Source organism: Leifsonia sp. NPDC080035, from assembly GCF_040050925.1.
Classification (GTDB): domain Bacteria; phylum Actinomycetota; class Actinomycetes; order Actinomycetales; family Microbacteriaceae; genus Leifsonia.
The window spans coordinates 1,007,031-1,031,811 of record NZ_CP157390.1 but is presented as its reverse complement, the minus strand read 5'-3'; the positions used below and the strand labels follow the sequence as shown (position 1 = coordinate 1,031,811).

General features: G+C 73.0%; 26 protein-coding genes. 15 read left to right on the top strand and 11 right to left on the bottom strand.

Translation table 11 applies throughout. The features are described 5' to 3' along the window. Nucleotides 1-22 precede the first annotated feature (22 nt). Nucleotides 23-775, bottom strand: coding sequence for an SDR family oxidoreductase (locus AAME72_RS04970; protein WP_348789132.1), 753 nt, complete (start codon nt 773-775; stop codon nt 23-25). An 88-nt stretch (nt 776-863) separates the two neighbouring features. On the opposite strand from AAME72_RS04970, the gene AAME72_RS04965 reads away from it, so the two are divergent. The 5 genes from AAME72_RS04965 to AAME72_RS04945 all read left to right on the top strand — a co-directional run bounded on the left by AAME72_RS04965 (nt 864) and on the right by AAME72_RS04945 (nt 6,159). Beyond that, nucleotides 864-1,850 carry a C-terminal binding protein gene (locus AAME72_RS04965; RefSeq protein ID WP_348789131.1) on the top strand — a complete coding sequence of 329 codons (987 nt, stop codon included), beginning with the start codon at nt 864-866 and terminating at the stop codon, nt 1,848-1,850. A gap of 16 nt (nt 1,851-1,866) precedes the next feature. Further along, nucleotides 1,867-2,724: a fumarylacetoacetate hydrolase family protein gene (locus tag AAME72_RS04960; protein ID WP_348789130.1), complete on the top strand. Its 858-nt coding sequence runs from the start codon at nt 1,867-1,869 to the stop codon at nt 2,722-2,724. Nucleotides 2,725-2,749: 25 nt separating this feature from the next. Continuing rightward, entirely contained in the window at nt 2,750-3,628 is an 879-nt protein-coding gene (locus AAME72_RS04955; RefSeq protein WP_348789129.1) for an SMP-30/gluconolactonase/LRE family protein, read from the top strand. Between the two features lie 240 nt (nt 3,629-3,868). Next, nucleotides 3,869-4,450 carry a PadR family transcriptional regulator gene (locus AAME72_RS04950; RefSeq protein WP_348789128.1) on the top strand — a complete coding sequence of 194 codons (582 nt, stop codon included), beginning with the start codon at nt 3,869-3,871 and terminating at the stop codon, nt 4,448-4,450. A gap of 14 nt (nt 4,451-4,464) precedes the next feature. Continuing rightward, the gene (locus AAME72_RS04945; RefSeq protein WP_348789127.1) at nt 4,465-6,159 is read left to right on the top strand and encodes a DHA2 family efflux MFS transporter permease subunit; all 1,695 of its coding nucleotides are present in this window, start codon (nt 4,465-4,467) and stop codon (nt 6,157-6,159) included. Between the two features lie 120 nt (nt 6,160-6,279). Here the strand turns inward: AAME72_RS04945 and AAME72_RS04940 are convergent, their stop codons facing one another. Together AAME72_RS04940 and AAME72_RS04935 are read right to left on the bottom strand one after the other, a co-directional pair. Continuing rightward, entirely contained in the window at nt 6,280-7,176 is an 897-nt protein-coding gene (locus AAME72_RS04940) for a VOC family protein (RefSeq protein ID WP_348789126.1), read from the bottom strand. A 33-nt stretch (nt 7,177-7,209) separates the two neighbouring features. Then, nucleotides 7,210-7,899 carry an RraA family protein gene (locus AAME72_RS04935; RefSeq protein ID WP_348789125.1) on the bottom strand — a complete coding sequence of 230 codons (690 nt, stop codon included), beginning with the start codon at nt 7,897-7,899 and terminating at the stop codon, nt 7,210-7,212. Between the two features lie 107 nt (nt 7,900-8,006). Between AAME72_RS04935 and AAME72_RS04930 the strand changes: the two genes are divergently transcribed. Beyond that, the gene (locus tag AAME72_RS04930) at nt 8,007-9,887 is read left to right on the top strand and encodes a heavy metal translocating P-type ATPase (protein ID WP_348789124.1); all 1,881 of its coding nucleotides are present in this window, start codon (nt 8,007-8,009) and stop codon (nt 9,885-9,887) included. Between the two features lie 25 nt (nt 9,888-9,912). On the opposite strand, the gene AAME72_RS04925 is transcribed toward AAME72_RS04930, so the two are convergent. The 3 genes from AAME72_RS04925 to AAME72_RS04915 are packed head-to-tail and all read right to left on the bottom strand — an operon-like array spanning nt 9,913 to nt 12,320. Further along, nucleotides 9,913-10,815 carry a phosphoribosylaminoimidazolesuccinocarboxamide synthase gene (locus AAME72_RS04925; protein ID WP_348789123.1) on the bottom strand — a complete coding sequence of 301 codons (903 nt, stop codon included), beginning with the start codon at nt 10,813-10,815 and terminating at the stop codon, nt 9,913-9,915. A gap of 30 nt (nt 10,816-10,845) precedes the next feature. After that, nucleotides 10,846-11,601 carry an SDR family oxidoreductase gene (locus tag AAME72_RS04920; RefSeq protein ID WP_348789122.1) on the bottom strand — a complete coding sequence of 252 codons (756 nt, stop codon included), beginning with the start codon at nt 11,599-11,601 and terminating at the stop codon, nt 10,846-10,848. Continuing rightward, nucleotides 11,598-12,320: a hypothetical protein gene (locus tag AAME72_RS04915; RefSeq protein WP_348789121.1), complete on the bottom strand. Its 723-nt coding sequence runs from the start codon at nt 12,318-12,320 to the stop codon at nt 11,598-11,600. Before AAME72_RS04915 ends, AAME72_RS04920 begins: the two co-directional genes overlap by 4 nt. 53 nt (nt 12,321-12,373) lie before the next feature. Between AAME72_RS04915 and AAME72_RS04910 the strand changes: the two genes are divergently transcribed. Beyond that, the gene (locus AAME72_RS04910; protein WP_348789120.1) at nt 12,374-12,877 is read left to right on the top strand and encodes a MarR family transcriptional regulator; all 504 of its coding nucleotides are present in this window, start codon (nt 12,374-12,376) and stop codon (nt 12,875-12,877) included. A gap of 31 nt (nt 12,878-12,908) precedes the next feature. On the opposite strand, the gene AAME72_RS04905 is transcribed toward AAME72_RS04910, so the two are convergent. Together AAME72_RS04905 and AAME72_RS04900 are read right to left on the bottom strand one after the other, a co-directional pair. Then, nucleotides 12,909-13,262, bottom strand: coding sequence for an SHOCT domain-containing protein (locus tag AAME72_RS04905; protein WP_348789119.1), 354 nt, complete (start codon nt 13,260-13,262; stop codon nt 12,909-12,911). A 9-nt stretch (nt 13,263-13,271) separates the two neighbouring features. After that, a complete protein-coding gene (locus AAME72_RS04900) occupies nt 13,272-13,721 on the bottom strand; it encodes a DUF6325 family protein (protein ID WP_348789118.1) in 450 nt (149 codons plus the stop codon). Nucleotides 13,722-13,877: 156 nt separating this feature from the next. On the opposite strand from AAME72_RS04900, the gene AAME72_RS04895 reads away from it, so the two are divergent. Next, nucleotides 13,878-15,122: an FAD-binding protein gene (locus tag AAME72_RS04895; RefSeq protein WP_348789117.1), complete on the top strand. Its 1,245-nt coding sequence runs from the start codon at nt 13,878-13,880 to the stop codon at nt 15,120-15,122. 122 nt (nt 15,123-15,244) lie between these two features. On the opposite strand, the gene purD is transcribed toward AAME72_RS04895, so the two are convergent. Further along, nucleotides 15,245-16,501 carry a phosphoribosylamine--glycine ligase gene (purD, locus tag AAME72_RS04890; RefSeq protein WP_348789116.1) on the bottom strand — a complete coding sequence of 419 codons (1,257 nt, stop codon included), beginning with the start codon at nt 16,499-16,501 and terminating at the stop codon, nt 15,245-15,247. Nucleotides 16,502-16,558: 57 nt separating this feature from the next. On the opposite strand from purD, the gene AAME72_RS04885 reads away from it, so the two are divergent. Next, the gene (locus tag AAME72_RS04885; RefSeq protein WP_348789115.1) at nt 16,559-16,915 is read left to right on the top strand and encodes a sterol carrier family protein; all 357 of its coding nucleotides are present in this window, start codon (nt 16,559-16,561) and stop codon (nt 16,913-16,915) included. An 81-nt stretch (nt 16,916-16,996) separates the two neighbouring features. Here AAME72_RS04885 and AAME72_RS04880 read toward each other — a convergent pair whose 3' ends face one another. Next, the gene (locus AAME72_RS04880) at nt 16,997-17,377 is read right to left on the bottom strand and encodes a CPCC family cysteine-rich protein (RefSeq protein ID WP_348790208.1); all 381 of its coding nucleotides are present in this window, start codon (nt 17,375-17,377) and stop codon (nt 16,997-16,999) included. A 64-nt stretch (nt 17,378-17,441) separates the two neighbouring features. On the opposite strand from AAME72_RS04880, the gene AAME72_RS04875 reads away from it, so the two are divergent. Next, a complete protein-coding gene (locus AAME72_RS04875) occupies nt 17,442-17,912 on the top strand; it encodes a hypothetical protein (protein WP_348789114.1) in 471 nt (156 codons plus the stop codon). 33 nt (nt 17,913-17,945) lie between these two features. Further along, a complete protein-coding gene (purF, locus tag AAME72_RS04870) occupies nt 17,946-19,529 on the top strand; it encodes an amidophosphoribosyltransferase (protein ID WP_348789113.1) in 1,584 nt (527 codons plus the stop codon). Nucleotides 19,530-19,532: 3 nt separating this feature from the next. On the opposite strand, the gene AAME72_RS04865 is transcribed toward purF, so the two are convergent. Then, nucleotides 19,533-20,471 carry a phosphotransferase gene (locus tag AAME72_RS04865; RefSeq protein WP_348789112.1) on the bottom strand — a complete coding sequence of 313 codons (939 nt, stop codon included), beginning with the start codon at nt 20,469-20,471 and terminating at the stop codon, nt 19,533-19,535. A gap of 66 nt (nt 20,472-20,537) precedes the next feature. Between AAME72_RS04865 and purM the strand changes: the two genes are divergently transcribed. From purM to AAME72_RS04845, 4 genes are all read left to right on the top strand, one after another. Continuing rightward, entirely contained in the window at nt 20,538-21,659 is a 1,122-nt protein-coding gene (gene purM, locus AAME72_RS04860; RefSeq protein WP_348789111.1) for a phosphoribosylformylglycinamidine cyclo-ligase, read from the top strand. Nucleotides 21,660-21,731: 72 nt separating this feature from the next. Continuing rightward, nucleotides 21,732-23,012, top strand: coding sequence for a Calx-beta domain-containing protein (locus AAME72_RS04855; protein ID WP_348789110.1), 1,281 nt, complete (start codon nt 21,732-21,734; stop codon nt 23,010-23,012). Nucleotides 23,013-23,105: 93 nt separating this feature from the next. Further along, nucleotides 23,106-24,029, top strand: a complete 924-nt coding sequence (locus AAME72_RS04850) for an ABC transporter ATP-binding protein (RefSeq protein WP_348789109.1) — start codon at nt 23,106-23,108, stop codon at nt 24,027-24,029. Then, nucleotides 24,026-24,769, top strand: a complete 744-nt coding sequence (locus tag AAME72_RS04845; protein ID WP_348789108.1) for an ABC transporter permease — start codon at nt 24,026-24,028, stop codon at nt 24,767-24,769. Before AAME72_RS04850 ends, AAME72_RS04845 begins: the two co-directional genes overlap by 4 nt. Nucleotides 24,770-24,781 lie beyond the last annotated feature (12 nt).

The following is a 24,781-nucleotide window of genomic DNA, read 5'->3' as shown; positions in this document are numbered from 1 at the left end:
CTCTCGAAGCGGGATGGGGCGCTCAGTCGATCCGGACGCCGCCGTTGACGTCGTACGTCGCCCCGGTCACGAAGCCGGCGTTGCCGGACGCGAGCGTGGAGATGATCCAGGCCACGTCGTCCGGGGTGCCGAACCGGCCGAGCGGGATGGACGACTCCAGCGCCGCCCTGCCGTCGTCGGTGAGCTGGTCGGTGATCGCGCTGGTGACAGGGCCCGGAGTCACCGCGTTCACGCGGATGCGCTCGGCGGCGAGGTGCCGGGCGAAGCTCCGGGTGAGGGCCAGCAGCGCGCCCTTGCTCGCCGCGTAGTGCATCCCGGTCTGAAGCGCGCCGACCTGGCCGGCGATCGAGGACAGGTTGACGACGCTGCGGTCGCCCTCCGCGGCGCGCAGCAGCGGCAGCGCCGCGCGGGTGAGCACGAAGGTGCCGCGCACGTTCGTCTCCATCACCGCATCCCACTCGTCGAGCTCGATGTCGTCGAAGTGGCGGTAGGGGCAGACGCCGCCGTTGTTGACCAGCACGTGCAGCTCGCCCCAGGCGTCCGCGATCTCGGCGACGAGTGCGTCGATGGAGGCGGTGTCGCGCAGGTCCAGCCTGCTGACGCGCACGTCGGGGGAACCGGCGGCCTCGCACTCGGCGGCGACGCGGCGCACCGCCGCGTCCCCGTTCGTGTACGTCAGCCACACGGCGTGGCCCTCGCCCGCGAGGCGGACGGCGGTGGCGGATCCGATGCCGGAGCTGGCGCCGGTGATGAGGCTTCGTCGCGCTGAGGTCATGGCAAAACGCTATAGCATCCGCTCGGCGATTGCAGCGCAACGGCCGATCGCGTTGGCATCAAAACGCTAGATGCTATAGCGTTTCTGCATGACTTCCGATGACCTCGTGGTGATCACGGACAGCGATCTGCCCGGCACTGCCGCCGAGGACGCGCTGGCCGCCGCCGGTTTCCGCGTCCGCCATGCCGCCTCCCGTTCCGCCGACGACATCGCCGAGGCCGCGGCCGACGCCTCCGCCCTGATCGTGCAATGGGCGCCCATCACCGGCGACCTACTGGATCGGCTGCCCGGCGTCCGTGCGATCAGCCGCCTCGGCATCGGCTACGACATGATCGACGTCGATGCCGCCACCGAGCGCGGCGTCCTGGTCGCCAACACCCCCGCCTACTGCCTCGACGAGGTCGCCACCCACACGCTGGCGATGATCCTGAGCCTCGGCCGCGGTCTCCAGCACTACGACCGCGCGGTCCGCGCCGGGCACTGGTCGGCCGTGGACGCGCGGCCGCTCGCCGTCCGCCCCGCCGCCACCACCGTGGTCGTCGTCGGCTACGGCCGCATCGGCTCGCTCGTCGCGCTTCGCTGCAAGGCCCTCGGCTTCCACGTCGTCGTGAGCGACCCGGTCGTGCCCGACGAGCGCATCCTCGCCGACGGCCTGGAGCCGGCGCCGCTCGAGGCCGCCCTCCCGCGCGCCGACGTGCTCACCCTGCATGCCCCGCTGACCCCGCAGACGCACCACCTGGTGGACGCGGCCGCGCTCGCCGCGCTGAAGCCGGGCGCCGTCGTGGTCAACACCTGCCGCGGTCCGCTCGTCGACGAGGCCGCCCTCGCGGACGCCCTCGCCTCCGGCCGGCTCGGCGGCGCGGCGATAGACGTGTTCGAGGATGAGCCGCTGCCCGCCGCAAGCCTCCTGCGCACCCTCGACTCGGTGCTGCTCACGCCGCACGCCGCCTGGTACTCGCCGCAGGCGCTCGCCGACCTGCCAGCGCACGCCGCCGCCAACATCGTCGACCTGTGGGCAGGGCGTCCCGTGCCCGCGCTGGTCAACGCCGACGCGGTCGCCGCCCGCACCCGCTGACCGAGAGGACCGACCGATGCGCTTCCTCCGACTGGGAGAGCCCGGCGCCGAGCGCCCCTACCTGCGCGCCGACGGCGCGCTCTACGAGCTCGACTCGATCGCCGCGGACATCGACCCCCCGTTCTTCGCGGGGGACGGCATCGAGCGCGCCCGCCGCGCCCTCGCCGCAGGCGAGCTGACCGCGGCGCCCGCCGCGGCGGAGGGCCTGCGCATCGGCGCCCCCGTCGCCCGGCCCGCGGCCGTGATCTGCATCGGCCAGAACTACGCCGCGCACGCGGCGGAGTCCGGCTCGGCGCCGCCCGAGCATCCCATCGTCTTCTTCAAGCACCCGAACACCGTGGTCGGCCCGAACGACGACATCCTGCTCCCGCCCGGCGCCGAGCGCGTCGACTGGGAGGTGGAGCTCGCCGTCGTCATCGGCCGCCGCGCCCGCTACCTGGCGAGCGACGAGGAGGCGGCCGCGTGCATCGCCGGCTTCGCCGTCTCCGACGATGTCTCCGAGCGCGCCTACCAGCTCGACGTCTCCGGTGGCCAGTGGTCGAAGGGCAAGTGCGCCGAGACCTTCAACCCGCTCGGCCCGGAGCTGGTCACCCCGGACGAGGTCGAGCACGGCTCCCTGCGTCTCGCCTCGTGGGTGAACGGCGAGCCGCGCCAGGACTCGTCCACCGCCGACATGATCTTCGGCGTGGAGGCGCTCATCCGCGACCTCAGCCAGTACATGGTGCTGGAGCCGGGGGACATCGTGAACACCGGCACGCCGCAGGGCGTCGCGCTCTCCGGCCGGTTCCCGTACCTCGCCGACGGCGACACGGTGCGGGTCTCGATCGAGGGCCTCGGCGAGCACGGATCCCGGGTCCGGCGCGCCACGGTCTGACCTCGGGCCGGGGCAGACTGGGACCGTGACCGCCCATCGCGCGAAGCGCGCCACCGTCGAGACCTTCGAGCTCGGCGAGGGTCCGCTGTGGGATGCGCGCAGCGGCGTGCTGCGCTGGGTCGACATCACCGCGGGCGCGGTGCTCGCCGGGACCCTGGAGGCGGACGGCACGATCCGGCCGACCGAGCGCGCCGAGTTCGGCGAGACCGTCGGCGCCGTGACGCTCGCGGAGGACGGCGGCCTGGTGGTCGTCGGCGCCCGCCGGCTCTGGTCCGTCTCGGCGGACGGCCGCCGCTTCGGCGGCACGACGCTGTTCGCGGACGACGTTCCCGCCCGCACGAACGACGCCGCGGTCGGCCCCGACGGCTCCCTCCTCGTCGGCACCCACGCCCTGGACGACGATCCCGGACCGCAGTGCCTGCTCCGCGTCTCCGCCGGGACCGTCACGGTGCTGGACGACGACCTCCTCCTCTCCAACGGCCTCGCCTTCTCGCCCGATGGCGGCACCCTCTACTCGATCGACACCCTCGCCCGCACCGTCTGGGCGCGCGACTACGACCCGGCCACCGGCGCGACGGGGCCGCGCCGCGTCCACCTGACGACCGAGGGGATGCCCGACGGCGCGACGGTGGACGCCGACGGCGGCCTCTGGATCGCGTTCTGGGGCGCCGCCGAGGTGCGCCGCTTCGCGCCGGACGGCCGCCGCACCGACACGGTCGCCGTCCCCGCCCCGAACGCGTCGAGCGTCTGCTTCGCCGGCCCCGGCCTCGACACCCTCGTCATCACCTCGGCGCGCCAGGGCCTCTCCACGGCCGAACTCGCCGCCCACCCCGCCTCCGGCGCCCTCTTCACCGCGCGTGTGGGCCGCCGCGGCCTCCCGGAGCCGCACTACCGCACGGCCTGAGCGGGCCTTCCGCGCGAGCGCCGCGTTCGTAACTCCGGAGTTTTCACCGGCGTGGCCCGATATCTCCGAAGTTACCTGCAATCGCACGGCGCGCCGCCTCTCGCTTCCGGATCTACGGACGCGGTCGACCTTGACACCCGGCTTACCCCGCGCGTACTATTCCACATGGAATAATCAGCACGGGCCACTCGGTCCCGCCCCTCATCCCGAACAATCCCCGAACACCACCAACCTGGACCCATGCCTAAAACGCCCACCCTCACCCCCCTCGCCGTGGCGGCGCTCGCGCTGCTCGCCGAGGGACCGACGCATCCGTACGAGATGTACCAGACCCTGGTGCAGCGCTCCGAGGACCGCCTGGTCAAGGTGCGGCCGGGCTCGCTGTACCACACGGTCGACCGCCTCGCCCGGGAGGGCATGGTGCGGGCGATCGGCACCGAGCGCGAGGGCAACCGGCCCGAGCGCACCACCTACGAGATCACGGACGAGGGCAGCCTCGCCCTCGGCGAGCGGGTGGCCGAGATCATCGGCACCCCGGTCAACGAGTTCCCCGAGTTCCCGCTCGGGCTCGGCGAGGCGCACAACCTCTCGCTGGACACCGTGGTCGCCCTGCTCCGCCGGCGCGTCGGTCTGATCCGCGCCGACATCGCGGTGCTCGACACGGCCATCGCCGCCATCAAGCGCAAGGGCCTCCCCGCCAAGTACTGGATCGACGTGCGCTACCTGCGCGCCATGGCGGAGGCCGACGCGGCCACCCTCGAAGACCTCATCGACGACCTCGTCTCGGGAGCCATCTCCTGGGACGAGGAGAAGCACGCATAAGAAGAAAGACACCCATGGAACGTCAACTGAAGCCCTGGCCCGCCCTCTGGGCGCTGGTCGTCGGCTTCTTCATGATCCTCATCGACACCACCATCGTGTCGGTGGCGAACCCCTCGATCATGAAGGGCCTGAACCTCGGAACCGACTACAACGCGGTCATCTGGGTCACGAGCGCCTACCTGCTCTCGTACGCCGTGCCGCTGCTGATCACCGGTCGCCTCGGCGACCGTTTCGGCCCCAAGAACATCTACCTGATCGGCCTCGTGATCTTCACGCTCGCCTCCGCCTGGTGCGGGTTCTCCGGCGTGATGCCAGGCGGCGGAATCGGGATGCTGATCACCGCCCGTGTCGTGCAGGGCCTCGGCGCCGCGCTGATGACCCCGCAGACGATGGCGGTCATCACCCGCATCTTCCCGCCGGACCGCCGCGGCGTCGCCATGGGCCTCTGGGGCGCCGTCGCCGGTGTCGCGACGCTCGTCGGCCCGCTGCTCGGCGGCATCCTCGTCGACTCGCTCGGCTGGGAGTGGATCTTCTTCATCAACCTTCCCGTCGGCGTCGTCGCGTTCATCCTCGCGATGCGCCTGGTCCCGAAGCTGCCGACGCACTCGCACAGCTTCGACATCCTCGGCGTGGTCCTCTCCGCCGTCGGCATGTTCCTGCTCGTCTTCGGCATCCAGGAGGGCGGCACCTACGACTGGGGCGTCATCTGGGGCCCGATCTCGGTGTGGGGCCTGATCATCGCCGGCATCGTCGTGCTCGCGGCGTTCGTCGTCTGGCAGGCGCTGAACAAGAAGGAGCCGCTGCTTCCGCTGCCGCTGTTCCGCGACCGCAACTTCTCGCTCTCGAACGGCGCCATCACCACGGTCGGCTTCGCGGTGACCTGCATGTCGCTGCCGCTGGTGTTCTACTTCCAGACGGTGCGCGGTCTCACCCCGACCGAGTCGGCGCTGATGCTCGCCCCGACCGCGATCCTCTCCGGCGCCCTCGCCCCGGTGATGGGCCGGCTGATCGACAGGATCAACCCGAAGTTCATCGCCACCCCCGGGCTCGTGCTGTTCGCCCTCGCGCTGTTCCTCTACTCGCGGATGCTGTCGCCGGATGTCAACATCTGGCTGCTGCTCATCCCGAGCGCGCTGATGGGCGTCGCGATGTCGGGCGTCTGGGGGCCGATCTCGGCGACAGCGACGCACAACCTGCCGATGAACCAGGCGGGCGCCGGTTCCGGCGTCTTCAACACCACCCGCCAGATCGGCGCCGTGCTCGGGAGCGCATCCATCTCGGCCCTCATCACGAGCCGGCTCGCGGCGGACCTGCCGAAGACGCCGGGTGGGGGATCGGTGAACGAGGCCTCCGCCGGCACAGAGCTGCCGCAGTTCCTGCACGCCGGGTTCACCCAGGCGATGTCGGAGGCGCTGCTGCTTCCCGCCGCGGTCGCGTTCCTCGGTGCGCTGGTCGTGATCTGGTGGGCGAAGCCGAAGCCGCCGGCGTGGGGTCCCCGCGCCGCGGGCGCCGGTGCCCCGGCCGAGCAGGCACCGGGCCAGGCGCAGGCCGAGCCGGTCGCCGCCGGTCACGGCGCGCACGCGGCCGCCGCCCCGGTGGATGCGGTGCAGCACGGCGCCCACGCCGCCGATGCCCCCGCCCCCGCCTCCACCGCGGCACCGGACGGCGACGAGCACCACGGCGTCCACGCCGCCCCCGTCACCGACTGACCACCGAACGAAAGGGAGGAGTCCGGGCGCTCGACGCGCCCGGACTCCTCCCTTTCCCGCATCCACCCGGTGTGTCGCCCGGAACGTCCTCCGTTCCCGACCGACCTCGGGCGCCGGCGCTTAGGCCGCCACGACCCGTACCGCGTTCGCCCACGGATCGTCGAACGCCACCGATGTGCCGTCGTCGCGCGTCTGCACCCCGTAGTGCCGCATCCGCTCGGTGAGCTCGCCGAGGTCGTCCGCCCCCGGCAGCCGGATCTCCACCTCGCCGAGGCCGAGCGCCGGCGCGCGGCGGCCGGCGCCCCGGCTGTTCCACGTGTTCATCGCCATGTGGTGGTGGTAGCCGCCCGCCGAGACGAACAGTGCGGAGTCGCCGAGCGCCGCCGTCGCGTCGAAGCCGAGCCGGTTCACGTAGAACTCCCGGGCCGTCGCGACGTCGCCGACCGAGAGGTGCACGTGCCCGACGGTCGCGGCGCCGAAGCGGCCGGCATCTCCGGCGTCCGCGCCCGCAGCGTCCGCCTCGGCCAGCGCGACGCCGCGCTCGGTCAGGTGCTCGGACAGGAAGCCGTTGGGGTCGAGGAACAGCGTGTCCATCTCCACCTGGCCGTGCGTCCAGCTCCACTGGCTGCGGTCCCGGTCCCAGTACAGCTCGACACCGTTGTCCTCCGGGTCGGTGAAGTAGAACGCCTTGCTGACGAGGTGGTCGGCGCTGCCGGTGAACGTGCCGGGCGCGCGCCGGGCGACGGAGTAGACCGCCGCGGCCAGCGCCTCCTCGCTGTCGAAGAGCACCGCCGTGTGGAACAGCCCCGCCTCGCCGCGGCTCGCGTGCTTCAGCTCCGGTGCGTGCTCCAGGATCACGACCGGGGTGGATCCTCGCCCGAGGATCACCCGCCCACCCTCGGCGGCCAGCACGGACAGCGTGACCGCGTCGCGATAGTAGGCGGTCATGAGGTCGAGGTCGGCGACGCGGAGGGTGACCGCGCCCATGGCGGAGTCGGCGGGGAGGAGCTCGGGCATGATGCGTTCAACGCCCGCGGAGCCGAGACTATTTCAGGTCTCGATCGCCCCGCCGGTCTCGGCCAGATAGCGGCGCAGCGTGAGCGACGGGTCGTCGGCCTGCAGACGGCGGTACCGTGCGAAGTCCAGCTGCTCGCGCAGCGACGTCCCGGCGCTCATCCGCTCGGACTGCGCGCCCTCGGTTCGCTGGATGCGCCGGGCCTCGGCGAACAGCTCCTCTCGCCGGTCCTCTCCGACCACGAGCACCCCGTCGTCGTCCGCCACGATCCAGTGGGAGGGCGAGACGGGCGTACCGTCCAGGAACGCGCTGCGCATCGCCGTGCCCGCCGGCGGCACCCGCCGCGGACCGAAGGGATGCGCCCCAAGGCTGAACACCGGCAGCCCGATCTCGCGCAGCTGCGCCGTGTCCCGGTGCAGCCCCCAGATCACCGCCCCGGTCATCCCCGCCTCCCGCGCCTCCAGCAGCATCAGGTCGCCGACGCACGCCTCGTCGAGGCGACCCCCGTTGTCCACGACCAGCACGGCGCCGGGCGGGGCATCGTCAATCGTCTCCAGCAGCACGTCGACGCTGCCGAGGTGGGTGACCGGCGCGGCCGGCCCCTGGAACGTCCGGCCGGGCAGCAGCGCCCGGAGCGCGACCGGGGCGAGGCCGACGCGGACGCCGAGCCGGACGGCCGCATCGGCGACCGCCGCGGTCGGCAGCGGGGTCTGGATGTCTGTCATGCGGCGAGGCTACCGCCGCCCGCATGCGCGCCGGGGAATGGCAGGGACGCCCGCCGCCTCTTCCGCCTCCGCGCCGGGGCGGCCAGGATGGAGGTGAGGGGGTGCGGATGTCTCGCGTTCTGAGGGCCGCCCGGCGCTATTGGATGGTCACGCTCACGCTCGTGGTCGGGCTGGTCGGCATCGTGCTGGCGCTCGCCGGAGCGGGCGCGGCGGTGCAGTGGCTCTTCAGCGTGTACGCGCTCGCCGTCGCAGCCTGGCAGGCCGTTGACATGGTCCGTGCGATGCTCCGGCGCGAGTTCGGGCTCGACATCCTGGCCATCACCGCGATCGTCGCGACCGTGCTGGTCGGCGAGTACGTGGCCGCGCTGATCGTCGTCCTGATGCTGACGGGCGGGGAGGCGCTGGAGGACTACGCCAACCAGCGCGCCAAACGGGAGCTGGATGCGCTTCTGACGCGCGCGCCGCAGCGCGCGCACCGGGCGGAGGGCGGCGGCTACCGGGACATCCCGATCGACGAGGTGCGGGTGGGCGATGTGCTGCTGGTCCGGCCCTCCGAGATCCTGCCCGTGGACGGTGTGCTCCTCTCCGCGCGCACCGCGCTCGACCAGTCGTCGATCACCGGCGAGAGCATCCCGGTGGAGAAGAGCGCGGGCGACGCGGTGCTGAGCGGTGCGGTGAACGGGACGCAGGCGGTGGAGATCCGGGCGACCCAGACCGCGCAGGCATCGCAGTACCAGCAGATCGTCGCCCTCGTGGCGGAGGCGGCGGAGAGCAAGGCGCCGGTGGTGCGCCTCGCCGACCGGTACGCCGTCCCGTTCACCGTCTTCTCGCTCGCGCTCGCCGCGGTCGCGTGGTGGGCGAGCGGGGAGGCGGTGCGGTTCGCCGAGGTGCTGGTGCTCGCGACGCCGTGCCCGCTGCTGATCGCGGCGCCCGTCGCGTTCATCGGCGGGATGAGCAGGGCCGCCCGCAACGGCATCATCGTGAAGTCGGGCGGTGTGCTCGAACAGCTGGCCAGGGCGCGCACGGTGGTCTTCGACAAGACGGGGACGCTGACGCGCGGGACGCCGACGCTCACGGGGATCCGTCCGGAGGCACCGTTCGACGCCGACGAGCTGCTCACGCTTGTCGCGAGCGCCGAGCAGTACTCGTCGCACGTGCTGGCGGCGTCGTTCATCCACGCGGCGCAGGAGCGCGGGCTTGCCCTGCGCGAGGCGGACACCGCTCAGGAGGCGGCGACGAACGGCGTCGTCGCACGGATCGGCGGCCGGGAGGTCGCGGTCGGCAAGTTCCGCTTCGTCGCCGACCACGCACCGGCGGCGCAGCGCACGGAGATCGCCCCGGGCGAGCTCGCGGTCTATGTCGCGGTGGACGGCGCGTTCGCCGGCGTGCTCCTCGCGAGCGACCGGCTCCGGCCGGATGCGGTGGACACGCTGGCGCGGCTGTCCGCGCTCGGCGTGACGAACACGATGATGCTCACCGGGGATGCGCGCGAGACCGCCGACCATGTCGCGAGGGAGCTCGGCATCACCCGTGTGCGCGCCGAGTGCCTCCCCGCGGACAAGGTGGCCGAGGTCTCCGCCATCGCCGAGCGCCCGGTGATCATGGTCGGCGACGGCGTGAACGACGCCCCCGTGCTCGCGGCCGCCGACGTGGGCGTGGCGATGGGGGCGAAGGGGGCGACGGCCGCCAGCGAGTCGGCGGACGCGGTGATCCTGGTGGACGACATCGCCGGCGTCGCGACGGCGGTCCGGATCGGCAGCGACACCGTCCGCATCGCGCTGCAGAGCATCTGGCTCGGCATCGCCATCTCGGTGGTGCTGATGGTGATCGCCGCCTTCGGGCTGATCCCCGCGACGGCGGGTGCGATCATCCAGGAGTTCGTCGACCTCGCCACCATCCTCGCGGCGCTGCGCGCGATCGGCGGACGGCTGGATGCGCGCGAGGCGCCGGCGGTCGCGCGACCGGAGCGCGCGCCGCTGGCCGGCTGAACGACGGTCGTGGCCGCGGGTCCGGTCAGTCGCCGGTGAGACGCTCCAGCAGCTCCCGGTAGCGGGCGGCCGTCCGCTCGACGATCTCGGTGGGGAGTGCGGGCGGGGTGCCCGTCTTGTCCCAGTTGGCGGCCAGCCAGTCGCGCACGATCTGCTTGTCGAAGCTCGCCATCCGGCCGGCCGGCGTCGACGCGGTGGCGTACGCCTCCGCGTCCCAGTAGCGGCTGGAGTCGCTGGTGAGCACCTCGTCGGCGAGCGTGATCTCTCCGGAGACACGGTCCGCGCCGAACTCGAACTTGGTGTCGGCGATGATCACACCGCGCTTCTCGGCGATCGCGGCGCCGCGCTCGTACACCTCGAGCGAGCGACGGCGCAGCTCCTCCGCCACGTCGGCGCCGACCAGCTCCACCGTGCGCTCGAAGCTGATGTTCTCGTCGTGCTGGCCGAGCGGGGCCTTCCACGCGGGCGTGTAGATCGGCTCGGGGAGGCGGTCGCCGTCGCCGAGGCCAGCCGGCAGCGGCACCCCGCAGACGCTCTGGGTCGCCCGGTACTCCGCCCAGCCGCTCCCGGTGAGGTAGCCGCGGACAACGCACTCGATCGGGAACATGTCGAGCGGCTTCACGAGCATCGAGCGCCCGGACACGGCGGCGGGGATGCGATCGACGACGCGCTCGCCGTCGAGAACGTGGTCCGGGATGAGGTGGTTGGGCACGTCGCTCAGCTGGTCGAACCACCACAGGCTGAGGGTGGTCAGCAGCTCGCCCTTGCCGGGGATGCCCGGCTCGAGCACGTGGTCGAAGGCGCTGACCCTGTCGCTGGCGACCACCAGCACGGCGTCCGTGTCGTCCAGACCCGTCGCCCCCTGCGGAACGTAGAGGTCGCGGACCTTCCCGGAGTAGACGTGGTTCCAGCCTGCCAGTTCGCTCACCCGTCCATCGTAGGGCGCGAGCGCGCCGCCCTAGGCCGTGCGTCCGCCGTCGACGGCGAGCACGGCGCCCGTCACGTAGGAGGAGGCGGGCGATGCGAGCCACGCGACCGCGGCGGCGACCTCCTCGGCGCTCCCCATCCGCCCCATCGGGACGTACCCGCCGACCTGCTCCCGCACGCTCGGGTCCTGCGTCATGATCGGCCCCGACTCGATGGGTCCGGGCGTGACGGCGTTGATCCGGATGCCGCGGCGTCCCTCGTCGATCGCGCTGGTGCGGGTGAGGCCGACGACCGCGTGCTTGGCGGCGGTGTACGCGGCCATCCCCGGTGCTCCGGTGGTCCCGGCGCTGGAGGACACGTTCACGATCGCGCGGGCGCCGGAACCGGCGCGCATCGCCCTGATCTCGGCGCGCATCGCCACCGCCACCGCCCGGAAGGTCACCGCGACGACGTCGTCGAAGGCCGCCAGGTCCATCTCCGCGAGCGGCACCGGGCGGTGACCGCGGCCGATGTTGTTGACCGCGACGGTGAGCCCGTGCTCGGTTGCGACCGAGGCGATCGCCGTCGTCAGTGCGGCGTCGTCCGTCGCATCCACCGTGATCGCGCGGGGGCAGCCGACGCCCGTGGCCGTGAGCTCGTCGCGCAGCCGGGCGAGGGCCTCGGCGTTCCGGGCGGCGGGGATCACGGTGAGGCCGGCGTCGCCGAGCGCCCGGCAGATCGCGTTCCCGATGAATCCGTCGGCGCCGAGCACGAGGGCGCAGCCCCGCTCCGTGGATGCCGCGGTCATGAGCCGACCTCCGCATCCACGCCGTTGCGCCGCCGGTCGCGGACGTCCCGCCGATCGACCGGCAGCAGGAAGCCCGCGGCGATCAGCCAGAGCATCCCGCCGAAGCGGCCGATCGGCAGCAGGAACTGCAGGGGCTCGACGGCGAGGGAGAGGAAGCTGAGCTCCGCGAGCGCCGCGATCACGAGGCCCACCCAGGCGAGCCAGCGCGGCAGAAGGCCGAGGATCACGCCGGGGACGGCCATCCCGGCGATCAGCAGCCCCAACCCGGTGACGTAACCGACACCGCCGGTCGCGAACGAGAGGAACGCGATGGCGAGCGCCAGCCGCGCGTCGCCCGCGAGCTCGGGGCGGCTGAGCAGGTAGCTGCCGAAGGCCGAGACCATCAGCAGGATGGCCGCGGTGAGGCCTCCGGCGAAGCCGATGGCCGGTCCCGGCACACGAACGCCGAGGCGTTGGAGGCGGGCGAAGGCGGTGGCCGCGTAGATGCCGAGCGGAACGGCGGAACCGAACTGCAGCATCGAGCCGATCCGGATCGCGGCCCAGTCGCTCTGGGCGTGCGCGGCGACGGCTTCGGCTCCCTGGAAGGGCGAGACGAAGGTCGTTCCGCCGGCGAGGATCAGTCCGAGCACGAGGGCGGCGAGGAGGAGCGCCGCGTGCACGACGGCGAGGACACCGAGCGGCGGTCCGCCGGAGCCGCGAGGACGGGAGGAATCGTTCATAAGAGTAATCGTTACACTCTGTAATCGTTACGCGCAAGGGCTATTGTGGATCCGTGACAGCTTCCGTCCCGCCCGCGAAACCCGCCCCGTCCGGACCGTCCGGCAGTGGAGCGCCGCCGCGCACCGCCTTCCTGCTGGCGCAGCTCGGCGCCGAGGCCGCCTCCCGCTTCGCCGACCGGGTCGCCGCGCTCGACCTCAGCCCGCGCGAGGCCGGTGCGATCCGCGTCCTCGGCCGCACGCCGGGGCTCTCGCAGCGGGAACTCGCCGCGCGGCTCGGCACGGTGCCCGCGCGGCTCGTCGCGCTCGTCGACGAGCTGGAGAGGAAGGGCCTCGTGGTGCGCGAACGCAACGAGGCCGACCGGCGCAACTACGTGCTCTCGCTCTCCGAGCCGGGCGAGCGGCTGCTGGGGCAGCTGCGCGGGGTCGCGCAGGAGCACCAGGCCGACATGCTCTCCCCGCTCGACTCCGACGAGCAGCGCGCGCTCGCCGCCCTGCTCCACAAGCTGGCGCAGGGCAGCGGGCTCGGCCCGGACGGGCATCCCGGCTACCGCGGCTAGACACCGCCGCGTCGGCCGGCTCGCGAGCGCGTCAGCCGAGCAGCTTCGCCTTCGCCGCGGCGAACTCCTCGTCCGAGAGGATGCCCTGCGAGTGGAAGCTCGCAAGCTGCTGCAGTTGGGCCATCATGTCGTCGCCGCCCCCGGCTGCGACGGCGGGCGCCGCGGGTGCCGCGGCAGCCTGCTGCGCCGCCGCCTGCTGCGCCATCTGCTGCATCTCCATCTGCTGCTGCTGCGCCTCGTACTGCTGTTGCTCGTACTGCTCCTGCGCCCTGTTCTGCTGCCGGCGCTGCATCCCGCCGGAGACCGCGGTCGCCGTCCCCGCGACCACGGCGGTGCGGGCGGCGAGGCCGATGAGTCCTGGGCGTCCCATGCGTCCGAGTGGCATTGTCTTCTCCTAGCTCTCGACCGGTTCGGTGTCGGATTCGTACTCCCCGGCGACGACCGCGTTCACGACCGGCGCGGGGATGCGCTCCGTGTGCACGACGAGGCCGCCCGCCTGGAAGAACTTGCTCGCCAGGTCCTTCGCCCACAGGTGCTCGATCACGAGGATGGCGCCGGTTGTCCCCGGCTCGATCAGCTCGGCGATCTGGTCGACGTCCTCTTCGCCGGCGAGTCCGCTCGCGTCGAGGCTCACCCCGGCCATGCCGATCTCGTCGCCGATCTCCTCCAGCTCCACGATGTCGACGCCGCCGTCGGCGTGGCGGGTCACGAAGAGCAGGTCGAGCAGCCGGACGGTGCCGCTCTCGACCAGGTCGAGGATGGCCTGCACCACTCCCGGGGATGGACGATCGTTGTCGAACTGGGCGACGATGAACTCCGCCGGCCCGTACTCGAATTCAGCCACAGAACGCCTCCTTCTCGCGGCCCCCGCCGCTCTCACCGCGAACGATACAGGCGTGGGTACCCCGCGGCAACGGCGCATTTCCGTCGACCGGAGCGGCGTCATGTGCACGTTCACATCCCTAGACTTGGAGGCACGACGACGTGCGAGGAGGGCTCCGTGAGCGAGCTGAACTGGGCAGGGAACTACGAATACCGGGCGGCGCGGATCGCCGCGCCCGCCACCGTCGACGAGCTGCGTGAGCTGGTCGCCTCCTCGCGCTCGGTCCGCGCGCTCGGCAGCAGGCACTCCTTCAACGACCTCGCCGACTCCGCCGACCTGCTGGTGAGCACGGCCGCGCTCCCGGCCGCGATCCGCATCGACGCCGACGCGTCCACCGTCACGGTCGGCGGCGGCGTGCGCTACGGCGACCTGGCGCGCGAGCTGCAGGCGCAGGGCTGGGCGCTGCACAACCTCGCGTCCCTGCCGCACATCTCCGTCGCCGGGGCCATCGCCACCGCGACGCACGGCTCCGGCGACCGGAACGGCAACCTGGCCACCGCGGTGTCGGCCCTGCGCATCCTGACCGGCTCCGGCGAGCTTGTCGACATCGCCCGCGGCGACGACGGCTTCGACGGCGCCGTCGTGTCGCTCGGCGCGCTCGGCGTCGTCACGGAGGTGACGCTCGACATCCGCCCCACCTTCGATGCGCGGCAGCGGCTGTTCGGCGGGGTGCCGTGGGAGGCGGTGACCGGGCGCTTCGACGAGGTCACGTCGGCCGCCTACAGCGTCTCGCTGTTCACCACCTGGGCGGAGGACACGGTGTCCCTGGCCTGGCTCAAGGAGCTCGACGGCGCCGCCGCCACCGTTGCCGACGACTTCTTCGGCGCCCCCGCGCTCACCGAGGCGCGGCACATGATCCCGACGATGGATGTCCGGAACACCACCGAGCAGCTCGGCGTCGTCGGCCCGTGGAGCGAGCGCCTCGCGCACTTCCGGTTCGAGTTCACGCCGTCGAACGGCGCCGAGATCCAGTCGGAGTACCTGGTCCCGCGGGCGAGGGCCGTCGAGGCCATCGAGGCGGTGCGGGCGCTCGGCCCGCGGATCGCTCCGCTGCTGCAGATCAGCGAGATCCGCACCGTTGCGCGGGACGACCTGTGGCTGTCGAGCGCCTACGGAACGGACGCGGTCGGCCTGCACTTCACGTGGCTGCGCGACCAGGAGGGCGTGGAGGCGGTGCTCCCGCTGCTCGAGGATGCGCTGCTCCCGCTCGGCGCACGGCCGCACTGGGGCAAGCTCTCCATCGATCGCGACGGCGTCGTCCCGAGCCTCTACCCGCGCCTCGACGACTTCCGCGCCCTCACCGAGCGGTTCGACCCGGAGCGCCGCTTCCGCAACGCCTTCCTGGCCCGTCTCCTCGGCTGACACACCGCCGCGCAGCCCGCGCGCCGCCCTCGCCCGCCCCGCCATCCCTTCCGGACTTCTTCACGCAACACGCCGCGGCGAGGCGTGAAGAACTCCGGAAGCGATCGCGGGGCGGCCGCGTCTCAGGACACGCGCGCGGCGATGTCCGTCCGGTACTGCCCGCCGTCGAGGTGGATGCGCCCGATCGCGTCGTAGGCGCGGTCGCGCGCCTCCGCGAACGTGGTGCCGCGCGCGACGACCGACAGCACCCTGCCGCCGCTGGCGAGCAGCGCGCCGGTCGCCTCGTCCCGCACCGTGGCCGCGTGCGCGATCGTCACCTCGGGCACGGCCGCCGCGTCCTCGAGCCCGGTCAGCGTGCGCCCGGTCTGCGGTGCCTCCGGGTAGCCCTCGCTCGCGAGGACGACCGTCACCGCGGTGTCCATCGCGAACTCGGGACGCGGCATCGCGGAGAGCTCGCCGGTCGCGGCGCCGTAGAGCAGCGACGAGAGCGGGGTGACCAGGCGGGGCAGCACCACCTGGGTCTCCGGGTCGCCGAAGCGCGCGTTGAACTCGATCACGCGGATGCCGCGGTCGGTCACGATCAGGCCGCAGTAGAGCAGGCCGATGAACGGCGTCTGCTCGGCGGCCAGCTGACGGACCGTCGGCAGGGCGACGGTGTCGATCACCTCGTCGACGAAGGTCTCCGGCAGCCAGGGGAGCGGCGAGTAGGCGCCCATCCCTCCGGTGTTGGGGCCGGCGTCGCCGTCGAGGAGGCGCTTGTAGTCCTGCGCGGGGCTCAGCGGCAGCACGGTGTGGCCGTCGCTGACGAGGAAGAGCGAGACCTCCTGGCCGTCGAGGAACTCCTCGATCAGCACGCCGCCCTCGGCCAGGTAGTGCGTGGCGTGGGCGAGCGCGGCGTCGCGGTCGGGGGTGACGATGACGCCCTTCCCCGCGGCGAGGCCGTCCGCCTTCACGACGTAGGGAGCGCCGAGCTCGTCGAGCGCACTCTCCGCCTCGGCGAGCGTCTCGGCGCGCACGGCGCGACCGGTCGGCACGCCCGCCGCCTCCATGATCCGCTTGGCGAACGCCTTCGAGCCCTCCAGCTGCGCCGCGGCCTTGCCCGGACCGAAGACGGGGATGCCGCGGGTGCGCAGCGGGTCGGCGACGCCCGCGACCAGGGGAGCCTCCGGACCGATCACGACCAGCTCGATGCCGTTCTCGATCGCGTATTCGGTGACCGCCTCGCCGTCGAGCGGGTTCAACGCGGTCTCCACCGCCACGTCCGCCGCGATCCCCGCGTTGCCGGGGGCCGCCACGATCTGGTGTCCCGCATCCTCGGCGAGGAGGGCGGTGATGATGGCGTGCTCACGGGCACCGGAACCGAGGACGAGAATCTTCACGCGACCCATGGTAGAGGTCGCGCGGGCCGCTCCCGCCCGCGGTGCGAGGATGGACGCATGGCCAGAGCGAAGATCCCCGACGAGCAGGGCGGCCCCGCGGTCCGGGCGGCGCTCGAGGATGGCGCGGACCGGAACACGACCGCGACGGCCGTCCGCTACCTGCTGCAGCTGCTCGCCGAGCGCGCGCCGGGCAACACGGTGGAGGTGCGGGTGCCGCCGTTCGGGGCGGTGCAGTGCATCCCCGGCCCGCGGCACACCCGCGGCACGCCGCCGAACGTCATCGAGACGGACGCCGCGACCTGGCTCGCGCTCGCCTCCGGCCGGCTGGCCTGGGCCGACGGCCTCGCCTCCGGCACGGTGCACGCCTCCGGCCAGCGCGCCACCCTCGAGGGCCTCCTCCCCCTCCGCTACTGACGCCGAGGGGCACGTCGTTGTCGCTTTCGGCCGCCGAAAGCGACAAGAACGTGCCCCTCGGAGGCGGTACGCATCTCTCGTTCAGGCGCGAGCGGACCTGCGCCCGGGACGCCACCAGTACAGCAGCGTCCGGTCGGATGGGAGTGGTACGGCATCGTCCACATCGAGGACATCGTGGTGTTCGTGGAGTGGCCGGAAACCCGGGTCCCGTCGGTCGTCCGTCTCGGGCTTCCGCACACTCGTGACGAAACGGGGCTCGCACGCGCCGACGGCTGCATACGAGCGTTGCGCATCCAGCAGGCTCACCCGGTTCGCCCCTCCGCTGAAGGTGGGCTGGAGGAGCTGGACGGCGTCGTCTTCCCAGAAGCAGATCGCGCAGATCTCATACGAACCGGGAGGCGAATCGAACTGCAGGTAGCCGCAGCACGGACACGGGTACGCTGCGTTCACACCACCGACCATAGCCCTCGATGCGCCCGCCCGGACGGTGGGCGGGCGTTCAGCCGCGGTGAGGGAGAATGGGGGCATGACCCTGAACCCCGACGACTCCACCGCGCCCGCGCGCGACGCCGCGGACAGCGACGCAGTGGATGCGCCAGGGGCGACGCGGGAGCCGGTCCCCGAGCCCGCGGCGGAGCCGGAGCCCGCCCCGGAGGAGGTCGCGACCGTCACCGAGGACGCCGTGCGCGTGCACCGCTCGCCGCGCTACTTCCGCTTCATGCTGACCGGCGCCATCCTGTTCGCGATCATCGCGCTCATCCTCACCTTCGCCTTCCCGGAGAACCCTACGTACGACCGCGGGACCGTCTTCGGCTTCCTGCTCGCGATCTGCGCGGTCGTCGGCGTCGCGCTCGGCGCCGTCGTCGCCCTGCTCCTCGACCGCGCGGCGACCAGGCGGGCGCGCACCGTCCAGGCCGATAGAATCGATGTGCGCGTCCCCGGCGATGAGCCGGAGGATCCACGGCCTGGCGATCAGCGCCCGTCCGTCGACAGCTGAACACCCGAAACACACCAACGAAAGGGGTCCACTGTGGCCGGAGGCGACGGTCGGCTCAGTCACGAGCTGCTCCCGGGAGAGAAGGGCCCGCAGGACGCCTGCGGTGTCTTCGGGGTCTGGGCGCCGGGCGAGGAGGTCGCGAAGCTCAGCTACTTCGGCCTCTACGCGCTGCAGCACCGCGGCCAGGAGTCCGCGGGCATCGCGACCAGCGACGGCAAGAAGATCCTCATCTACAAGGACATGGGTCTGGTCTCGCAGGTGTTCAACGAGAACGCACTGAACTCGCTGACCGGCCACATCGCCGTGGGCCACACGCGCTACTCGACCACCGGCGCATCCAGCTGGCAGAACGCCCAGCCCACCCTCGGCCGCACCTCCAGCGGCACGGTCGCGCTCGGCCACAACGGCAACCTGACCAACACCGCGCAGCTCATGGACCTCGTCCACGAGCGCTACCCGCAGCTCGACGGCGAGCTGAGCCGCGGCAACACCACGGACACCGCGGTCGTCACCGCCCTGCTCACCGGCGATCTCGACCACACCCTTGAGGCCACGGCGCTCGAGGTGCTTCCGCGCCTGCGCGGCGCGTTCTGCCTCGTCTTCATGGACGAGCACACGTTGTACGCGGCGCGCGACCCGCAGGGCGTGCGCCCGCTGGTGCTCGGCCGTCTGGAGCGCGGCTGGGTCGTCGCCTCCGAGACCGCGGCTTTGGACATCGTCGGCGCCAGCTTCGTGCGCGAGGTGGAGCCCGGCGAGCTGATCGTCATCGACGAGAACGGCCTGCGCACCCAGCGGTTCGCTCCGGAGAAGCGCGCCGGCTGCGTCTTCGAGTACGTTTACCTCGCGCGCCCCGACACGACCATCGCCGGTCGCGGCGTCTACGAGGCGCGCGTCGAGATGGGTCGCCAGCTCGCGCGCGAGCACGAGGTGGAGGCCGACCTCGTCATCCCGACCCCCGAGTCCGGCACCCCGGCCGCCATCGGCTACGCCCAGGCGTCCGGCATCCCGTTCGGCCAGGGCCTGGTCAAGAACTCCTACGTCGGCCGCACGTTCATCCAGCCGTCGCAGACCATCCGCCAGCGCGGCATCAAGCTCAAGCTGAACCCGCTGAAGGAGGTCATCAAGGGCAAGCGCCTCGTGGTGGTCGACGACTCGATCGTCCGCGGGAACACGCAGCGCGCACTGGTCTCCATGCTCCGCGAGGCGGGCGCCGCCGAGGTGCACGTGCGCATCTCCAGCCCGCCCATCACCTGGCCCTGCTTCTACGGCATCGACTTCGCCTCCCGCGCCGAGCTGATCGCGACGGGCCTCGGTGTCGAGGAGGTGCGCCAGTCGATCGGCGCGGACTCGCTCGGCTACCTCTCGGAGGACGGCATGATCGGCGCGACCGAGCAGCCCCGGGAGCGGCTCTGCACGGCCTGCTTCACCGGCCAGTACCCGATCGAGCTGCCGGACGCGCACCACCTCGGCAAGAACCTGCTGGAGCGTCCCGCGGGCGCCGAGACGGTGACCGCGACCGACGACGGGTCCGACGCCGCGAGCGACGGCTGCGAGCCGGGACCGGACGCCGAGTACGAGCGCCTGCTCAGCTACGGCGACCCCGGCCGCCAGGAGTAGCGCTCAGGCGGGCCGGCTGACGCTCCGCGCATCCCGCCGGTCGCGCAGCCACGCGAACGCGGCGTGCGCCTCCACGGCCTGGAACGGCCGCAGCTCCGGCATGCGCGGGGGCGCCGGGTTCAGCGACCCGGACAGGAACAGCCCGGCCAGCCCGGCGAGCGCACCGTCGACCGTGGATGCGGTGACGCCGTCGAACGCGGGATGCTCGGCGAGCAGGGCGTCCGTGTCCGGCGACCCGAGCCGCCGCGCGTCGATGAGCATGGTGAGCGCGTCGATCCAGGGGGCGCCGGCCGACGCCCACGCCCAGTCGACGAGGCGGGCGCGCCCGGTCCGGTCGATGAGCACGTTGTCGGCGCGCAGGTCGAGGTGCACGACGCGCTCGCCCGCGGTCTCCTCCGCCGCCGCCACGGCCAGCGCGTCGAACTCCTCGGCGAGCGGCAGCGTCCACTCTGGGACTGCGTCCGGGTGCTCCACGGCCAGCGATGGCCACACCGCGAATGCGACGCTCAGCGACGCCTCCGTGTGCGGCACCTCGTCCGGGTCCGCCCACGCCGGCGCCTGCGCGACCTCGTCGAGGATCGCGACGAGTTCCTCGCGCGTCGGCGGCTCGGACGGGTGCGTCCCGTCGATCTCCTCGGTGACGATCGCCACCCAGCCGTCCTCGCCCACGACGCCGAGCAGCTCCGGCGCCCCGACCTCGGGCGGCAGCAGCGCCAGCGCCGCCGCCTCCGCGCGGTAGAGGTCGGCGGCGGCGCCGAGACTCTCGGGCGCCGCCTTGACGAACGCGCGGCGGCCGGACGCCGTGACGACACGGTCTGCGTGACCGGGGGAGAAGCCGGAGGTCTGGCTCACCGCCGCGACCACCGGCGAGCCCAGGAGCACCGCCACCGCGTCCGTGACGAAGGCCGGCAGATCCTCCCAGGGCGGTCGCAGCGCTGTCATCCGCCGAGCGTAACAGCGGGGATGCGCGGGGCAGGGGGCGGCGCCCGGTGCGGATACCATTGTCCGGTGACCGAAGCCACCGAATCCTCCTCCTCCTCCTACGCCGCCGCCGGCGTCGACACGGCCGCGGGCGACCGCGCCGTCGAGCTGATGAAGGCGGCCGTCGCGCGCACGCACGGCGCCGAGGTGCTGGGCGGCGTCGGCGGCTTCGCCGGACTCTTCGACGTCTCCTTCCTGAAGGACTTCCGCCGCCCGCTGCTGGCGACCTCCACCGACGGCGTCGGCACCAAGGTGGCGATCGCGCAGGCGATCGACAAGCACGACACGATCGGCCAGGACCTCGTCGGCATGGTCGTGGACGACATCGTCGTGGTGGGGGCGAAGCCCCTGTTCATGACGGACTACATCGCGTGCGGCAAGGTCGTTCCCGAGCGCATCGCCGCCATCGTCGAGGGGATCGCGCGCGCGTGCGCCGAGACCGGCACGGCGCTGGTCGGCGGCGAGACCGCCGAGCACCCCGGCCTGATCGCCCCGGACGACTACGACGTCGCCGGCGCCGCGGTCGGCGCGGTCGAGGCGGATGCGCTGCTCGGCGCGGACCGCGTGCGCGACGGCGACGTCGTGCTGGCGCTCGCCTCCTCCGGCCTGCACTCCAACGGCTTCTCGCTGGTCCGGCACATCCTCGCGGGCCGCGGCATCTCCTTCACCGATCACTCCGACGAGTTCGGCGGCGTGGTCGGGGAGGCGCTCCTCGAGCCGACCCGCCTGTACACGTCGCCGCTGCTGCGCGTGCTGCAGGATGCGGCGCTCGGCTCGGCCGTCCACTCGCTCAGCCACGTGACCGGCGGCGGAATCGCGGCGAACCTCGCCCGCGTGCTCCCCGTCGGCTCGTGGGTGGAGGTCGACCGCGGCACCTGGTCGCCGACCCCGGTGTTCCGCATCCTGAGCGACCTCGCGGGCAGCACACTGGAGTCGAGCGAAGGCACCTGGAACCTCGGCATCGGGATGTTCGCCGTCGTCGCCCCCGAGGCGGCGGACGCGATCGCCGCCGCGGTGACGGCGGACGGCATCCCCACCTGGAGGGTCGGCACGGTCTCGACGGCCGCCCGGGACCTGGCCGGGTTCGAGCAGGGCGCGAAGGGCGTCGACGGCGGCGCGGTCCGCCTCGTCGGCTCCTACGCCGCCTGACCGCAGAGGGCCTCCCGCGTCACCCGTTCGTGGAGACGCGCCGGATGCCGGCCGGCCGCTAGAGTGGCGCGTGTGATCCGACCGCGTGCCAGCCTCCGTGCGGCATGCGCGATCGCCGCGGGACTCGTCGCCTCCGTCTCCCTCGCCGCCCTCGGCGGTATGGCCGCCGCGACCGCGGCGCCGGCTCCGGTATCGGCTCCGGCATCCCCGCTCACCCCCTTCGTCGACTGCGTGCAGGATGCTCCGCTCGGCGCCGTCACCGCGCGCACCGTCGTGCTCGGCTACCGCAGCACCGCGGACGCGGCGGTGGAGCTGCCCGCGGGCGGCGGGCGGAACGACTTGTCGTCCGCTCCGGCCGATCGCGGCCAGCCAACGGCCTTCCTGCCGGGCGAGCACCACGGCGCGTGGCTGCTGACAGTGGATGCGGCGGCAGAGCCCTCGCTCGGCTGGCAGCTCGACGGTGCGACCGTCGCGATCGACGGGGACGCGCCCTCCTGCACCACGGCCACCTCCGTCGCCGTCAGCGCTCCCGCCACCGCCGCCGCCGGGTCCACCGTCCCGGTCAGCGCCGCCGTCACGCGCGCCCTGCTCGCCGCGCCGGGGGACGGCACGGTCGAGTTCTCGCTGGACGGCCGCGTCGTCGCGCGGGTTCCGGTGACCGCGGGAACCGCGCGGGCCGACATCCCCGCCCCTGCGGCCGGCGCGCACACCATCGCGGCGGCGTACGCGCCCGCGGACGGGTCGGCGCTGCGACCGGCGTCCGCGTCCGCCCGGTTGACGGTCGTCCCCGCGGCGGGCCCGCTCGCGATCGCGGCGGACAGCGTCGTCGGCGGCAGCACCTCCGCGCGTGTGATCGTCAGCAGGACGTCTTCCGCGGGCGCCGCCACGGTGGAGTTCGCCACGACCGACGGGACGGCCAGGTCGGGTGCCGACTACGTCCGCACCGTGGGCACGGTCGCGCTCGCGGACGGACAGACCCAGGCGATGGTCATCGTGCCGCTCGCCGTCAGGAAGCCCGGTGCTCCGGCGTCCACGTTCTTCGTCGTGCTGCGCCGGGCGAGCACGGACGTCAGCACCGCGGTCGCGGCCGTGTCGCTCCCCGCGGTGCCGGTGGCGCGCCCGCCGGCCCCCGCGGCGGCGGCGATCGGCGGCGGTGGCGGCTCGCTGAGCGCTGCGGCCGCCGGCCCCTCCTCCGCGCTTCCCGAGGGCGACCCGACCGCCGCGGCTCCCTCGGCCGTCGGCGCATCGCAGGACCTGTTCTGGATCGTGGTCGCCGCACTGCTCACCGGCGGCGGCATCGCCGGCGTGCTGGGTCTGCTGCGCGCCGCGGGCGGCCGCCGCGGCGACCTCTGACCCACCGTCGCCCGGCACCCGTGACATTCGTCACCCCGGGATCCTGACACCCGCCCTGCGCGGGCACCCGGCCCGCCGGGCACGCTGGATGCTGTGAACGAGACACCAGCCATCCGCCTCGCCGGCCTCCGCAAGTCCTTCGGCTCGCTGACCGCCGTCGACGGCGTCGACCTCAGCGTCCGCGCCGGGGAGGTCGTCGCCCTGCTCGGTCCGAACGGCGCCGGCAAATCCACCACCATCGACCTGGCCCTCGGCCTCGCCCGGCCGACCGCAGGCACCGCCGAGCTGTTCGGCGGCGAGCCGTCCCAGGCCATCCGCGCCGGACGCGTCGGCGCCATGCTGCAGGGCGGCGCGCTGCTGCCGACCCTCACAGTTGCCGAGTCCGTCGCGCTCGTCGCCGCGGCGCACAGGCATCCGCTGAGCGTGCAGGAGGCGCTGGAGCGCGCACGCTGCACCGAGATCGCCCGCCAGCGGGTCGCCAAGCTCTCCGGCGGCCAGATGCAGCGCGCGCGGTTCGCGGTCGCGGTCGTCTCCAACCCGGACCTGCTGTTCCTGGACGAGCCGACCGCCGCGATGGACGTGGAGGCGAGGCGCACCTTCTGGCAGTCGATGCGCGAGTTCACCGATGCGGGCCGCACCGTCGTCTTCGCCACCCACTACCTCGACGAGGCGGACGCCTACGCGGACCGCATCGTCATGCTCGCCCGCGGTCGCATCGTCGCCGACGGCACACCGACGGAAGTCAAGGCGGTCGTCTCCGGCCGCCGCATCCGCGCGGCCGTCGAGTTCGCCTGGGACCCCGCCGTTGAGGCGCGGCTCGCCGCGCTGCCCGGCGTCCGCACCGTCGAGCACCGCACCGGCCAGGTGACCCTGGTCAGCGACGACTCCGACGCCACTCTGCGCGCGCTGCTGGCCGCGCACACCGACATCCACGACATCGAGGTCACCGCGCACACCATGGACGAGGCCTTCCTCGCCCTCACCGAGTCGCGGGAGCCGGAAGGAGCGATCCGATGAGCATCGCGTACCTGGGACGGGAGTCCCTGCGCCAGCTGAAGAACATGCGGGCGATGATCTTCACGCTCGCCGTCCCCCTCGTCATGCTGCTCGCCTTCGGCGGCACCTTCGGCGGCAACGGCCAGGTCGACCCGGTGACGCACCTGCCCTGGATCGTCGTCACGACCATCCAGGTGGCCGCGTACGGCGGGATGATGGCCGCGCTCTCGCAGGCGTTCGGCATCGTCACCGAGCGCTCCCTCGGCTGGAACCGCCAGCTGCGGGTCACTCCGCTCACCGGCACCGGCTACCTGGTGTCCAAGGTGGTCGCAGCACTGGCGCTGGCGCTGTTCAGCATCCTCGTGATCGTCGCGGTGTCGATGGCGCTCTACCACCCGGTGCTGTCGGTCGGGAGCTGGCTGCTCGCCTGCCTCGGAATCTGGTGCGGCGTTGTCCCGTTCGCGCTGCTCGGCATCCTGGTCGGTCAGCTCGCCAAGCCGGAGTTCGCCCAGCCGCTGTTCATGGCCGTGTTCATGGGGATGGCCGTGCTCGGTGGTCTCTGGATACCGCTGCAGATCTTCCCCGCCTGGGTCGCGAACGTCGCGCAGGCCGTGCCGTCGTACTGGCTGAACCGGGTCGGTCAGCTCGGCGCGCTGCAGAGCGGGGACGCGCTCACCCCGGCGCTGGTGCTGGTGGCATGGACGCTCGCGCTCGGCGCGCTGATCATCTGGCGCTACCGACGCGACGCGGCGCGCGGCTGACCGGCCCTAGGG

Bases quoted from the DNA above. Each gene is read 5' to 3' on its own strand.
- AAME72_RS04950 (WP_348789128.1), top strand. From the start codon at position 3,869: ATGCCTAAAACGCCCACCCTCACCCCCCTCGCCGTGGCGGCGCTCGCG.
- AAME72_RS04865 (WP_348789112.1), bottom strand. From the start codon at position 20,471: ATGACAGCGCTGCGACCGCCCTGGGAGGATCTGCCGGCCTTCGTCACG.
- AAME72_RS04880 (WP_348790208.1), bottom strand. From the start codon at position 17,377: ATGGTCGGTGGTGTGAACGCAGCGTACCCGTGTCCGTGCTGCGGCTAC.
- AAME72_RS04915 (WP_348789121.1), bottom strand. From the start codon at position 12,320: ATGAACGATTCCTCCCGTCCTCGCGGCTCCGGCGGACCGCCGCTCGGT.
- AAME72_RS04930 (WP_348789124.1), top strand. From the start codon at position 8,007: ATGTCTCGCGTTCTGAGGGCCGCCCGGCGCTATTGGATGGTCACGCTC.
- AAME72_RS04960 (WP_348789130.1), top strand. From the start codon at position 1,867: ATGCGCTTCCTCCGACTGGGAGAGCCCGGCGCCGAGCGCCCCTACCTG.
- AAME72_RS04945 (WP_348789127.1), top strand. From the start codon at position 4,465: ATGGAACGTCAACTGAAGCCCTGGCCCGCCCTCTGGGCGCTGGTCGTC.
- AAME72_RS04940 (WP_348789126.1), bottom strand. From the start codon at position 7,176: ATGCCCGAGCTCCTCCCCGCCGACTCCGCCATGGGCGCGGTCACCCTC.
- AAME72_RS04970 (WP_348789132.1), bottom strand. From the start codon at position 775: ATGACCTCAGCGCGACGAAGCCTCATCACCGGCGCCAGCTCCGGCATC.
- AAME72_RS04885 (WP_348789115.1), top strand. From the start codon at position 16,559: ATGGCCAGAGCGAAGATCCCCGACGAGCAGGGCGGCCCCGCGGTCCGG.
- AAME72_RS04845 (WP_348789108.1), top strand. From the start codon at position 24,026: ATGAGCATCGCGTACCTGGGACGGGAGTCCCTGCGCCAGCTGAAGAAC.
- AAME72_RS04965 (WP_348789131.1), top strand. From the start codon at position 864: ATGACTTCCGATGACCTCGTGGTGATCACGGACAGCGATCTGCCCGGC.
- AAME72_RS04920 (WP_348789122.1), bottom strand. From the start codon at position 11,601: ATGACCGCGGCATCCACGGAGCGGGGCTGCGCCCTCGTGCTCGGCGCC.
- AAME72_RS04875 (WP_348789114.1), top strand. From the start codon at position 17,442: ATGACCCTGAACCCCGACGACTCCACCGCGCCCGCGCGCGACGCCGCG.
- AAME72_RS04905 (WP_348789119.1), bottom strand. From the start codon at position 13,262: ATGCCACTCGGACGCATGGGACGCCCAGGACTCATCGGCCTCGCCGCC.
- AAME72_RS04935 (WP_348789125.1), bottom strand. From the start codon at position 7,899: ATGACAGACATCCAGACCCCGCTGCCGACCGCGGCGGTCGCCGATGCG.